At 56.4% G+C, this 13,371-nt stretch carries 10 protein-coding genes; 5 read left to right on the top strand and 5 right to left on the bottom strand.

Features of this window, described 5'->3' with window-relative positions:
- Positions 1-139 precede the first annotated feature (139 nt).
- The 3 genes from HMPREF0577_RS06575 to HMPREF0577_RS06565 form a co-directional block, all read right to left on the bottom strand.
- On the bottom strand, positions 140-1,327 hold the full coding sequence (locus HMPREF0577_RS06575; RefSeq protein ID WP_004012996.1) for an acetate/propionate family kinase: 1,188 nt from the start codon (positions 1,325-1,327) through the stop codon (positions 140-142).
- A gap of 54 nt (positions 1,328-1,381) precedes the next feature.
- Entirely contained in the window at positions 1,382-2,371 is a 990-nt protein-coding gene (gene pta, locus HMPREF0577_RS06570) for a phosphate acetyltransferase (RefSeq protein ID WP_004012995.1), read from the bottom strand.
- 146 nt (positions 2,372-2,517) lie between these two features.
- On the bottom strand, positions 2,518-3,270 hold the full coding sequence (locus HMPREF0577_RS06565; protein ID WP_004014777.1) for a GntR family transcriptional regulator: 753 nt from the start codon (positions 3,268-3,270) through the stop codon (positions 2,518-2,520).
- Between the two features lie 176 nt (positions 3,271-3,446).
- Between HMPREF0577_RS06565 and guaA the strand changes: the two genes are divergently transcribed.
- Positions 3,447-5,033, top strand: a complete 1,587-nt coding sequence (guaA, locus tag HMPREF0577_RS06560; protein WP_004012993.1) for a glutamine-hydrolyzing GMP synthase — start codon at positions 3,447-3,449, stop codon at positions 5,031-5,033.
- A 2-nt stretch (positions 5,034-5,035) separates the two neighbouring features.
- Positions 5,036-6,601, top strand: a complete 1,566-nt coding sequence (locus HMPREF0577_RS06555; RefSeq protein ID WP_248613734.1) for a L,D-transpeptidase family protein — start codon at positions 5,036-5,038, stop codon at positions 6,599-6,601.
- A gap of 115 nt (positions 6,602-6,716) precedes the next feature.
- On the opposite strand, the gene HMPREF0577_RS06550 is transcribed toward HMPREF0577_RS06555, so the two are convergent.
- Together HMPREF0577_RS06550 and HMPREF0577_RS06545 are read right to left on the bottom strand one after the other, a co-directional pair.
- Positions 6,717-7,757, bottom strand: a complete 1,041-nt coding sequence (locus HMPREF0577_RS06550) for a lipid II:glycine glycyltransferase FemX (protein ID WP_004014781.1) — start codon at positions 7,755-7,757, stop codon at positions 6,717-6,719.
- Positions 7,758-8,001: 244 nt separating this feature from the next.
- A complete protein-coding gene (locus HMPREF0577_RS06545; RefSeq protein WP_248613732.1) occupies positions 8,002-9,066 on the bottom strand; it encodes a diacylglycerol/lipid kinase family protein in 1,065 nt (354 codons plus the stop codon).
- A gap of 170 nt (positions 9,067-9,236) precedes the next feature.
- On the opposite strand from HMPREF0577_RS06545, the gene HMPREF0577_RS06540 reads away from it, so the two are divergent.
- The 3 genes from HMPREF0577_RS06540 to HMPREF0577_RS06530 are packed head-to-tail and all read left to right on the top strand — an operon-like array spanning position 9,237 to position 13,325.
- Positions 9,237-10,841 carry an FAD-binding oxidoreductase gene (locus HMPREF0577_RS06540; protein ID WP_248613729.1) on the top strand — a complete coding sequence of 535 codons (1,605 nt, stop codon included), beginning with the start codon at positions 9,237-9,239 and terminating at the stop codon, positions 10,839-10,841.
- A 31-nt stretch (positions 10,842-10,872) separates the two neighbouring features.
- A complete protein-coding gene (locus tag HMPREF0577_RS06535; RefSeq protein WP_004012988.1) occupies positions 10,873-11,448 on the top strand; it encodes a TetR/AcrR family transcriptional regulator in 576 nt (191 codons plus the stop codon).
- The gene (locus tag HMPREF0577_RS06530; RefSeq protein WP_004012987.1) at positions 11,445-13,325 is read left to right on the top strand and encodes a glycerol-3-phosphate dehydrogenase/oxidase; all 1,881 of its coding nucleotides are present in this window, start codon (positions 11,445-11,447) and stop codon (positions 13,323-13,325) included. Before HMPREF0577_RS06535 ends, HMPREF0577_RS06530 begins: the two co-directional genes overlap by 4 nt.
- Positions 13,326-13,371 lie beyond the last annotated feature (46 nt).

Below are 13,371 nucleotides of genomic sequence, written 5' to 3'. Positions count from 1 at the left end.
AGTTAAGTATATTGATAGTTAAGATACTTAATCAAGAGGGGAGTAAATTTATCCCCAAATCCCGAAGGATTTGGGGATAAATTTTAAGGATTACGCCAGGAATTTCGGGTGGCACCTCATGAAAAGGGCACCAGAAACCCTAAATCAAGGAGAGCACCTGGCGGGCGATGGCGACCTCTTCATTCGTGGGAATCACCAAGACCATAACCTGGGAATCCGGGGCGGAAATCTGCCATACCTCGGCGGCGCGATCGCGGTTTTCGTTGCGCTCGGGGTCAAGCTTGACCCCCATGAACGCCAGTTTTTCGCACAGTTTCGCGCGAATCCCCGGGTCATTTTCGCCGATACCGGCGGTGAATGTCAGTACATCCAGACCGCCGAGTTCCGCCGTATACGCCCCGACATACTTCAACAAGCGCTGCAAGTACACCTGCAGGGCATGGAGTGCATCGGGGTCGCCGGCCTGGCATCGTTGCCACACATCGCGCATATCATTGTCGCCGCACAGCCCCAACATGCCGGATTTCTTGTTGAACAAGGTATCCAGTTCGTCCACATTCATGCCCTTGCGCAGCAAGTGGAACACCACAGCTGGGTCGATATCGCCGGTGCGAGTCCCCATCACCAGCCCTTCCAGGGGAGTCAAGCCCATCGAAGTATCGATGGCTTTGCGTCCCAATTCCGCACAGGCCGAAGCCCCGTTGCCTAGGTGCAGAGTGATTTGCTTCACATCGTCGCGTCCCAGGTGATCACAGACCAGACCCGAGACGTATTCGTGGGATGTTCCATGCGCCCCGTAGCGGCGAATGTGGTATTTCGCGGCGGTATCTTTTTCCAAGGCATAGGTCTGGGTTTCGGTTGGCAAGTCGTGGAAAAACGCCGTGTCAAAGGCGGCGACGTGGGGCAAATCGGGCCACAGTTCCATCGCCGTGTCAATCCCAATCAGGTGGGCGGGATTGTGCAGGGGAGCCAAGTCACACAGTTCCACGATTTTAGCGTGAGTGTCCTGGTTTATGACCGCAGATCCACGGAAATACCACCCGCCCTGCACCACGCGGTGTCCACAGCCCACCACATTGGCGCTATCTAGGTCAGGTCCGTTTTCCTTGAACATTTCGACGATACGAGTAAAGGCTTCCTTGTGGGTGGGTAATGGCAAGGCATCATGGTGTTTTTCGCCGTTAGCCTCGTGGGTGATTTCACCTTTGTCGGTGCCGATACGTTCAGCGATACCCTTGGCCAACACTTCACCGGAAACGGGCTCAATCAGCTGGTACTTCAAGGAAGAGGATCCAGAGTTGATAACGAAAACTGTCTGTTTAGTCATGAATTGCCTATCTATATCTTTGAGTCTGGGTTATGTTTACAAGCTTATTATCCACTAGCCTTGCGCCTGGATAGCGGTGATAACCACGGTGTTGATAATGTCGTCCACCGTGGCGCCGCGCGACAAGTCGTTGACCGGGGCGTTGAGGCCTTGCAATACCGGGCCGATAGCCAAGGCACCGGAAGTGCGCTGTACCGCCTTGTATGTGATATTGCCGGCATTCAAATCCGGGAAAATAAAGGTATTGGCTTGACCCGCTACCTTTGAACCAGGTGCTTTCTTGGCGGCCACTGATTCCACCACGGCTGCGTCAAACTGCAGCGGTCCATCAATGGCCATTTCTGGAGCCGCCGCCTTGGCCAAGGCGGTAGCCTCGCGCACCAGGTCAACCATCGGGCCAGTTCCGGAATCAATTGTGGAATAAGACAGCATCGCCACTTTAGGTTCTAAGCCGAACTGGGTGGCGGTCGCGGCCGAAACCACGGCGATATCAGCCAGTTGCTCCGCCGTGGGAGCAATAGTCACCGCGCAGTCGGAATACACATCGAAGTGGTCGTCGAAGACCATCAGGAATGCGCCGCTGACCAGTTTTACGCCCGGGCGGGTCTTGATAACCTGCAAAGCGGGGCGAATCGTATGGGCGGTGGTGTGTGCCGCGCCGGACACCATGCCATCGGCATCCCCGCACACAATCATCATGGTAGCGAAGAAGGAAATATCCTTGAGGGTTTCCCGAGCCTTTTCCTCGGTCATCCCCTTATGCTGGCGTAACTCTACCAGTTTAGGAACATAGCGGTTCAGCCGGGTGGTGTCGTCCAATGAAACCACCGTGGCAGCGGATAAATCCACGCCAAGCACTCGAGCCTTGGTGTCAATCTCAGCTTTTTCGCCGATAAAGATGACTTCGGCCGAACCATCTTGTAACACCTGAGCTGCGGCTCGCAGCACCCGTTCGTCAGTGGCCTCGGGCAGTACAATCCGCTTCCGATTCGCGGCCGCTCGCTTGGCCAGGTTGGCCACAAATGAATCCTTAAAACCACTCATATCCAGCTCCTTTACTGTCTGTTAGACGGTATTTATCCATACGGGAATCCCCTTCATCCTAACGCAAGTGGTGGGGGAGCTAAAATGTTGTACCGCGAAAATTGTTTTGGGGTTCGGATGGAAGCGTTTTAGCGACTTTAGTATGTTCAGTGGGCAAAGTTGGTGCACTTGAAAGCGAAACGGTCAGGGCGGAATAAATATTCGCCGTAGGCTGTGACGTGTCCGGTGTCATCCAGGGACACATTTTGAACCGCCAAAACCGGAGATCCCACGGGAATCCGCAGCAGTTGCGACTCTGGGGTGGTGGCTTTACGCGCCGAAAAGGTCTGGCGAGCCTGGGCTACAATCACTCCACGTTCAGCCAAGGCGGATTCGAAAGAATCCCGCTCTAAGGCCACAGCAGCCGGGGCGATGGCAGCTCGAATCACGTCGAACATCAGTCCCACGGGTTGCTGTTCGCACAGCCGCAACCGGCGAATGGTGGAAATATCGGTGCCTACTGGCAGCTCGAGTTTAGCTGCGATTTCATTAGAGGCGGGTGACGACCCATAGGAAAGCACTTCGGTGGTGGGTTTGCGTCCTTCTGATTTCATCTGGTCGAAAACAGTTTGCAACTGGTTGGGACGGTGCACCCGGGTGGGAGCCACCTGGGTGCCAATGCCACGACGGCGTACCAGCAGCCCATGATCACCTAGTTGTTGCAGAGCCCGCCGTGCGGTGGGGCGTGAGACATTGAGTCGGCGTGCCATAGAGAGCTCGTCTTCGAGGCGAGTTCCTGGGGTGAGCTGCCCGGAAAGGATTAGTTCCTCTATTGGTTGTGCGATTTGGTGATAGAGGGGGACGGGAGAGTTCCGATCCAGCCTCACATCAGCTTCGAAGTAAGTTGGTGCCTGTACCATTTTGGTTCCTCCGTTTCCTTGATGGTCAACTCCTTTGACCTCGATTACACCTATTGTATCGACAATTAATGCCTGAATGATAGGCCAAAAGCACTGAAATTTCAACGAAATATCCCTGTTAATTAACCAAATGGTAAGTGAAATTTTGGGGTCTGGATATGGCTTAGAATTGGGGTATGGAAGAAAACGTGTCGCGCGGTAAACCCGCTGGTCCTGTCCTTGTTGTCGACTTTGGGGCACAATACGCCCAGTTAATCGCTCGAAGGGTGAGAGAAGCCCGGATTTACTCGGAAATAGTGCCGTATTCGATGCCAGCTGACCAGATTTTAGCCAAACATCCGGCTGCCATCATTCTTTCAGGTGGGCCTTCTTCGGTGTATGCCCCCGATGCGCCGCGCTTTGACACGGCTATTTTTGACGCAAATGTGCCGGTCTTGGGCATTTGTTACGGCTTCCAGGTGATGGCGCAAGCCCTTGGTGGAGTGGTTACCGCCACGGGTACTTCCGAGTATGGGCACACCGATTTGTCAGTTTCCTGCCCGGGAACGCTCTTTGCACAAATCCCAGCTGAACAGGCTGTATGGATGAGTCACGGCGATGCGGTCACGGCGGCTCCCAGCGGATTCCAAGTTACAGCCAGCACCAAAGAAACCCAGATAGCTGCCTTCGAAAACCCTGAACGTCACCTGTATGGAGTGCAGTTCCACCCTGAAGTCCGACATACCACTCAAGGTCAGCGCCTCTTAGAGCAATTCTTGTACGTCGGCGCTGGTTTGGAACCGGTGTGGACCGCGAAATCAATCATTGACACCCAAGTCGCCTTGATTCGCGAACAAGTCGGCGATGCCCAAGTTATCTGTGGGCTCAGCGGCGGGGTGGATTCCTCGGTGGCTGCCGCCCTGGTTCACCGAGCCGTTGGTGACCAGCTGACCTGCATATTTGTCGACCATGGCCTGCTGCGTAAGGGGGAAAAAGAACAAGTCGAACACGATTACGCAGCAGGGATGGGAATTCGCGTCAAGTACGTGGATGAATCCGCGCGCTTCTTGACCGCGCTGAAAGGCGTGACTGAACCGGAACAAAAGCGCAAGATTATCGGCCGTGAATTCATTCGTTCCTTTGAAGCTGCCCAACGGGCGGTTATCGCCGAGGCAGGCGCGGCGGGCAAAGAAGTAAAGTTTCTGGTTCAAGGTACCCTCTATCCTGATGTAGTGGAATCCGGTGGGGGATCCGGCACTGCGAACATCAAGTCGCACCACAATGTGGGCGGCCTCCCCGAAGACCTCAAATTTGAGCTAATCGAACCCCTGCGTCAGTTATTCAAAGACGAGGTGCGAGCCCTGGGGCGGGAACTGGGCGTGCCGGAAGTAATCGTGAAACGCCAACCCTTCCCTGGACCAGGACTCGGGATTCGCATTATTGGCGAAGTCACCAAGGAACGCCTCGATGTGCTGCGCGAGGCCGACTGGATAGTGCGTCACGAGCTGACGGCCGCAGGACTGGATGACCAGATTTGGCAATGCCCCGTGGTGCTGCTGGCGGACGTGCGTTCCGTAGGAGTGCAGGGGGATGGGCGAACTTATGGACATCCGATTGTGTTACGCCCGGTTTCCTCCGAGGACGCTATGACTGCTGACTGGTCACGACTAGAATGGGGTTTAGTGGCTAAAATATCGAACCAGATTACTAATCAGGTGCCTCAGATTAATCGAGTTGTCCTGGATTGCACCTCCAAGCCACCGGCAACGATTGAATGGGAATAAGAATGGCCAAACTTGAACAAGGGCTGGGATCCTCAAGACCGCCAGAGCCTCTGGATTCCCCGCTCCCCTCAGGGATTAAACGACCCTCCTTGCCGCCACCTCCGCCGGGGAAACCGCCTCGGAAACGTCACGTGAAGCTGTGGGTCACCTTGGGGATACTGGCGGTGATGCTGGGCAGTGTGGGAACTGCTTTTGGGGTGTATCACCATCAAAACCGCGAGTTGGCCTTACCGGGGATACGCGTCGCCGGAAAATCGGTGGCGGGAATGAACGAGCCGCAATTAGCTAAGTTTTTTGATGCGAAGGTGCGTGATACGAAACTGGAACTCCAAGGAGCCGCCGTTCCCGCTGTGAGCGCGTCGGAACTGGGAATTACGGTTGATAGTAAGCAAACAACTCGTGAAGTGCTGAAACCAAACCGTCAGTTAGCAACTTTCATTACCGCGATGTTCCAAGAGAAAAAAGTGCCTTTGAAACTCCAGGTGGACTACGCCACTCTCTATGCCAAAGCGGTAGCCTTGACTCCCATTCAGGGACAAAGCCGCGCCCCGATAGAACCAGCCATCAAGGCTGACGCTAAATCCGAAAAATTTGAGGTGACTGCGGGGCAACCCGGATTCGGGATTAATCCCTATTGGCTCAAAGACCAGATGATGCAGGCCTTGAACCAAAACGATCCGAAAACAGTCCAGGTGAAAAACGAGGTGGTTCAGCCCTTCCACCGGGAAGCGGAACTGCAGCCCCTGGTTGACGAGGCCAATGGCTACTTGACAGTGAAATTGGAATTGCAAGGTCAAGAGGAACTCTATCAAGCCAAAACTTCGGAAAAAATCGGATTCGTCAAGATTCCTTCTGGTGTGGACAAGCTGCCTGAACACGTCGACATTGACCGGGAAGCTATCGGCAAATGGGTAGAGAAACAAGGCGAGGCGGAAAATACTCCGGGGACTAACGGAATTCGGATGTTAAACGCGGCCGGGAAAATTATCACCGTCCGCTCCGAGAAAAAAGACGGTAAAGAAGTCAGCAATCTAACGCAGCTAAAAACCGGCGCAGCCGAGAGCTTTGCCGCTAAAAAAGACTTCGTTCAGAACATGGAGCTAAAAACCGTTCCGGCCAAATGGGAAGATAAAGTGGCGGCTCCGGGGGCGGAAACTCTGCCTTTTGTGGCCAGTGCGGGGGAAAAGTGGATTGATATTAATACCTCTCCCGAGGTGCGTACCGTTACCGGCTATGTCGGCACCGAGAAAGTGTCCGGTCCCTATCCGATGGTGCCAGGAAACCCCGGCACCCCCACGATTACGGGGCAATTCAAGGTATATATCAAGCGCTCCACCCAAACCATGCGCGGCTTCAATCCTGATGGCACCCGCTATGAGCTCCCCAATATTCACTGGATTCTGTACTTCCACGGGGACTATGCCACGCACTCGGCCAGTAACTGGCGGTCCACTTTCGGACCGGGAGCCCCCGGGGGATCCCACGGTTGCGTAAACATGGCAGAGGACACCGCGAAGGCGATTTATGACTTTGCCGACTTGGGAACCCCCGTGGTGGTTCACAATTAGGTACGCCCGCCGGTTGCGGTGTAGCTGCTAGCCGGTGGGGCGGTGCCTCGGCGCTGGTGGGGTTCCGGAGGGTTCCGGAGGGTTCCGGAGGTGCGGGTCATTTTCCCGCGTTATGCTAGTGGTGCGTCTTGTGTTGGGTACTTTTGAACTGTTCATAGGCCGATTCATCGAAAACCACATCGAGTTCCCCTATGAACTCAGTGGGGCCACAAGTGTGACAAAACCCGTTTTTGAACCGGAACAAGCCGTCCTCGGGCACAAAACGGAATACTCCACCAAAGTCATATTCCGCCATTCCCAGTTCCAGTCCCCACTGAATCATCTCCCATTGCATGTTGTAATTGGGCATGAGGTTGCGCTTTTCGTTGGAACTGGCGCCATACATATAGAAAAGTTTTTGGTTATAGGGCACTGCGATAGCCGCCGAAAGCGCCTCGCCTTCGTGGAAAGTCAAGTAAATCCGGGATTGAGGGAAGGCGCGAATCAGACCCACGAAATAAGCCTTATTTCGATAGGTAATCGAGTTACGCTGCGCCATAATCTCGGTGAGTTCATAGAATTTATCAATGGCAGCTAAAACTTCTGCTTCGCGATGGCTTTGCCAACTGTAATATTGGGTGGTGCAACCTTTACGTTGGGAAAGCCTGATGTTATAGCGGGTTTTTTGGTTAAATTCAGCCATTAGTTCCGCAGGGGTGGTGTTTGGGGATAGCGGCAAAATCATGTTGAAACGCGGCTGGATGAAATCCCCCAAGTCGGTTTCCCGGCTGCGAAACACATAGCCCAAATCCCGGTAGCGCGACACTAATTCCCCATCCCAACGCACTTCTGGGTCGAGACGCAATAAAAAGCCGTCACGTTCACGTATTAAGGGCGTGGCCTCTGCAATCAGCCTCGTAACCAAGTCGGTGTCATAGAAATCACAAACCGGGCCGCGGTTGGCATAAAACAGGCGTTTGCCGTTGGCTACTTTCAAGGACAATACCGACATGGCAGCGGTAATGTGCCCCTCGGATTCCAGATACACAAAATGTGAATCCCAGTTCTGTTTTACTTGACTCCACTGCCGATCCTGGGGGCAGCGCGCATAGGGGGAATGTCGCACGAAGTCGTCGAAGGCTGCGATTTGGGGGCTGTCATAATCCAGGATTGGCATAATTCTTTCTCCAAGGTAGGGATGGCCGGTTTGGTTGGCTGCGGGGGGTACCATTCCGGGGTTTACTTTGTTTTTACTAGGGTATCACTAGGTGCCAGCCCGAGGGTGGCGACTAGGTTTACCAAAGCCGCTTGTCCCGGTAATTCATTCCGGCGTGGATTTCAGGCAAAGCTACCTTGAACTGCGGATACTGTCGATTTGATGGGGGTGGATGTGGTGGCGGCGTCGAAATGCGACTGGCACCTCATGAACCCGGGGGCGCCACCAGAAACAACCCGGCGCGGGGGCGAACCTCTAGCGTGACCTGACCCGAGCCAAGCGGTTCTCCATCCGCGATCGGGGTAAGGTCGCCCATTTGCACAACCACGCGTTGTCCCGTATCGAAAATAAAGCGTGAATCCCCGGTGATGTCCCCGAATTTCAACCCCGCTAATAGGCGTATCGCGCGGCGGCGTGCCATAGCCGGCAGGGCGGTTACCGCGAAACGTCCGTCACGGGTGCTGGCCTGTGGGGCAATGCGGGTTCCCCCGCCGTAACTGGAGGTATTCGCCACGGCAATCAGCGATAGTTCCCGATAGGGCAATTCGCGGTCATCAATCGAAACCCGCACCGGATAAGGACGAAACTGAGATATAATAATCAGCAGGGCGAGCATATAGCGCAGCGACCCCTTTGGCCAAGAGATCTCGGTGGTTTTTTCGTTGACTAACTGGTCAAAACCGACGCAGGCAATCGTAGAAAACCAGCGTTGTTGGGTCTGGGCGGGGTTATCATCCGGCTTGGAGCCGTGGTTGTTCGCGGGCCGCTGACCCTGACCCGCCGCTGGCGAGCCGAGGAATGTGTTGTTTAGGGCGGGGGGAGTGTTGAAAGTTGCGAGCCCCAGGTCGGTTTCCTGCCAATGTCCGGCCGCGATTACCTCGGCCGCTCCGCGTGGGTCAAGGGGAATCCCGTAGTGCCTGGCGTGGTCATTGCCAGTTCCCGACGGTATCACTCCCAGCGGTTTGCCCGAGCCCACCTGGGCTTGCAACACTAAGGAGAGCATCCCATCCCCGCCGCAAGATACAATCGCGTCAATCGCGGGGTCGGTACTGGCCGCTCGGGCGGCTTCAATCACGGCGGCGGGGGTGTGTGCTGGGAATTCCGCCAGTTCCAGTCCCCGCGCCCGCAAGTGTTCGCGCGCCAACCGGGCGGTTTTGCGCCCGCGTCCCTTGCCGGCCGTCGGATTTGTGATAAATGCGACGCGTCGCAAGGTGGTGGTGCCGTGGCGGTATTCGGCTTGGTCTGTGGGTGCTTTTTCGTTCATGTTCATGAGGTGCTTGCCTGTTTTCCAGCATTCTACCGGGATTGCGGTGTTCTCGAAGTGGTTTAGCGGCAGAAAAGACCGGCTCGCCTGATTTTCTGTAACGGAGACTTCTAAGTATTTAATTAATCCAGCCTGAAACATTGTTACGAAAGCTGTAAATGTGTAACAATAGAAGGGTGAGTAAAATTACACTGCCACCGATGGAACACAATCTGTGGGGGACTGCCGAAGAAGGCAAACCCCTGTCGAACTCGGTCAAAAAATTATTGGGGCTGCTGTTGGGGGCGAAACCCACGGATGCAGCCTCACGGATTCCCGCCGCGCAAATCAAACTCAGTGAACCACGCCTAACCGACGGGCAGCTGCACGCCCTGGAAAATATTGTCGGCGCGGACTACGTGTCGCAAGACCACGAACAGCGCCTGCGTCGCTCGCACGGCAAATCCTATCCCGACCTGCTCGACTGGCGCACCGACAAGGTAATCGCCGCTCCCGATGCGGTGATTGCCCCCGGAACCGAGGCGGAAGTGCTGGAAGTTCTACAGTACTGTTCGCGTGAACGCATCGCCGTGGTTACCTTCGGGGGCGGCTCCTCGGTGGTGGGCGGGGTAAATCCGGTACGCGGGGAATTCGCGGCGGTTATCAGCCTGGACGTGAACCGTTTCACCCAGTTAGAAGATGTGGACATGGTTTCCGCACTGGCCACCTTGGGGGCGGGGCTGACCGGGCCGGCAGCCGAGCTGCTGCTGGGGGAACATGGGCTACAACTGGGGCATTACCCTCAATCCTTCCCCTACGCCACGATTGGCGGCTACGCCGCTGCCCGTTCGTCGGGTCAAAGCTCGAGCGGATATGGGCGTTTCGACTCGATGGTTCGAGCGCTTACCGTTGTCACCCCGCAAGGAATCATGGAAATCGGCGGTCCCGCTCCGGCTTCGGCCACCGGACCGGATTTGCGCCAGCTGTTCTTGGGATCCGAGGGTACCCTGGGGGTAATCACCCGGGTGCGGGTGCGGATACATCCCATCCCGGAGGTAAAACGCTACGAAGCCTTTAGCTTCCGGGATTTCAAGGCTGGGGTCGCGGCCGTCCGTGCCGTAGCGCAACAAGGCACCGGGCCGACCGTAATCCGCCTGTCGGATGACATCGAGTCCTCTATCAACCTGTCCTCCACCGACAAAATCGGGGAAACCAACAAAGGTGATTCCGGGTGCACCTGCATCACCATGTTTGAGGGCAGCCCGGAACACGCCAAATCCAGACACGCTGAAACTCGGGCGGTGCTGCTGGCACACGGCGCGAAAAGCCTGGGCGAAGAACCCGCCCGCCAATGGGAACAAGGCCGCTTCGGGGCTCCTATGTTGCGTGATGCACTGTTGGACAACCACGTTATTTGTGAAACCCTGGAAACCGCCACGGACTGGAGCAACATCCTGAAATTGCGCGCTGCCGTGGTCGAGGCTTTAGGGGTAAACCTGCCCACTTCTCCGAGCATCGTCATGTGTCACGTTTCACATATTTACCCGGAAGGAGCCTCGCTATATTTCACGATAATCTCGGGACAATCGGCGGCACCTCATGAACAGTGGTGGAAAGCGAAAGCCGCCACCTGCCGCGCCATAGTAACCCACGGCGGCACCATCAGCCACCACCACGGAGTTGGCACCGACCACCGCCCCTACCTGGAATCCGAAATCGGGCCGCTAGGAATCAAACTGCTACAGGCCGCTAAAGACACGCTCGACCCGGTGGGAATTATGAACCCCGGCAAGCTGTTTTGAAGCTACGCCAGAAATCCCCGGGAGGCACCTCATGAACCAAAGCGAAACCTCACTAGATACCAGCGAACCCGACCCCAGCGCCGCCAAAATCATCGCGGCCGCCCGAGTCTGCCTGATACGCAACGGGATGCGCACCACCATCACCGACGTCGCCCGCCGCGCCGGAGTGAGCCGCCCCACCGTGTACCGCAAATTTTTCACCCTGGAAGAGATTATCTCCGAAACCCTGACTCAAGAAATGGTGGGAATGCTGGGAGACGTAGCTAACCCCACGTCAACCAAAGAATTCATTGAAATCATTGTGGATGTCACCAATCGGGTGCGACGCAATGAGCTGATGCGCGCCATCCTGAGTGAAGAACCAGAACTGCTGGTCACCTACCAGTTCCATCGATTGGGACGCAGCCAGCTAGCGATTATCGATGTTCTGGAACGGATGCTGCGGGCGCTGCCCGGTCTGTCCTCGGAAAACCCGAAACAACAGGCTCTGTTTATTTTGATGCTGGTACAGTCAGTGGCCTTTATGGCTAACACCGTGTCAGAGTACTTTGACGATGCCAGCTGGAAAGAAGAACTGCGCAAAATGTTGAAAGGATACCTGCAATGATGCTAGATACCGATTTTGAGGCGGATACTGCAGCGGCTCCGGTTCCCGCTGCCTGCGCGTCCGCGTATGCCTCCGCGTATACGTCCGCGTATACGTCCGCGTTCGACCCCACCGCTTTGAACGCCACGCGCCGCCAAACCGAATGGTGGGAACTGAACCAAAATCCCCATGTTGACCTGCTGGTGATTGGCGGGGGTATCACCGGTGCCGGCATCGCCCTGGACGCGGCGACGCGCGGGCTGAGCGTGGCGCTGGTAGAGCGACGTGATTTAGCTTTCGGTACCTCGCGCTGGTCGTCGAAACTGGTGCACGGCGGGCTGCGCTACCTAGCGAAACTGCAGGTCGGCATTGCTTTTAACTCGGCTCGGGAACGTCGGATTATTATGGAACGCACCGCCCCGCATCTGGTGCGCCCCCTCGCGCAAGTCACCCCGCTGAATAACTATGTTAATCCTTTACAAATCCTGGCAACCCGCGCCGGATACCGCGCGGGAGATTTACTGGCAATAGCGGCCGGCACCAGTCGCCGCACCCTGCCACACACACGTTTTGCGCGGCCAGACGAAACCCGCCGCCTGGTTCCCACCGCGCGGCGCGACGGCCTGAAAGGCGCGTGGGTGAACTATGACGGACAGATGATTGACGATGCCCGATTGACTCTGGCGGTGGCGCGCACCGCCGTTGGGGAAGGCGCCCGCATCCTTACATATTGCGAAGCCACCGAGGCCACCGGGAACGGGGCGTGGCTGACGGATACCCTGACTGAGGAAAAACTGTATTTGCATGCGAAAGCCGTGATAAACGCCACCGGAGTGTGGGCGGCCAGCCTGGACGACAGCATCAAGATTCGCCCCTCGCGCGGCACCCACCTGGTGTTCGACGCGGCAGTTTTCGGCCACCCCAAGGGGGCTTTGACAATTCCCCTGCCCGGCTCGGTGTCGCGATACCTCTTCGTGCTACCCGCCGATAAAGGACGCTGCTACCTGGGATTGACTGACGAAGACCAGCCTGGCCCGATTCCGGAAGTGCCCTCTACCCCCGAAGCAGACATCGATTTCCTGTTGGAAAACATCAACCGCGCCCTGTCCCGTCCGGTGACCCGCGCGGATATTCGCGGAGTCTTCACTGGTTTGCGTCCCCTGCTGGCGATGGATGGCACTGCGAGCACCGCTGATTTATCCCGACGCCACGCCACAGTTTTGGCTGATAACGGCTTGGTGTCGATTGTGGGCGGCAAGTTCACCGAATACCGTTTGATGGCCGAACAAGCCGTGGACGCGGTGGTTAATCTCCGGGGTTTACCGGCCGGACCGTGCCGAACCAGGAATTTCCCGTTGGTGGGGGCACCGGGCTATCGCCGGGGCGCAAGCACCGGCGATAGCCCGGGTTTGGGCGTGTTCGGCGCGGGGAGCGCCGGACACGCCCACATGCCGGGGAGCGGAAAGAGCCGCGTGGGTGCTATTTTGCTTGGTATTCTTGGTCTTCACGAGGCGCCATCCCGGGAAACGACGGATTGGCGGATAGCACCTCATGAATCCGGCCGAACCCTGGGGCGGCGCATCGCGGTGCCAAAATTCCTGTGGCGCCGCTTCGGGAACGAAGCCGTTAACGTGGTGAAATCAGCCGTTCTTGAACGCCCCTTGGATCGAATCGCGGGTTTAGCGTTGGTACGAGCCGAAATCGAATACGCCATCACCCACGAAGGTGCTTTGAGCGTGGAAGATATCCTAGAGCGACGCACCAGGTTGACCATGATTCCCGCCCAAGCCGAGGCGGCACGCGGCGAAGTCACCGAAATCTTCACGGCTTTAGAGGCGCGGGTTCCTGAGGTGCCAGTCGCGATTCAGGGCTCTGCCAAACCCCCTGTCGCAGTCTAAATTCCGGGGAAACTGGCAGTTTTAGTTTCAAGCAAGAAGGTTAAAC

The sequence above is a fragment of the Mobiluncus mulieris ATCC 35243 genome, assembly GCF_000160615.1.
GTDB classification, from domain to species: Bacteria; Actinomycetota; Actinomycetes; order Actinomycetales; family Actinomycetaceae; genus Mobiluncus; species Mobiluncus mulieris.
The sequence above is the reverse complement of the archived record's forward strand: the minus strand, read 5'-3'. Positions and strand labels throughout refer to the sequence as shown.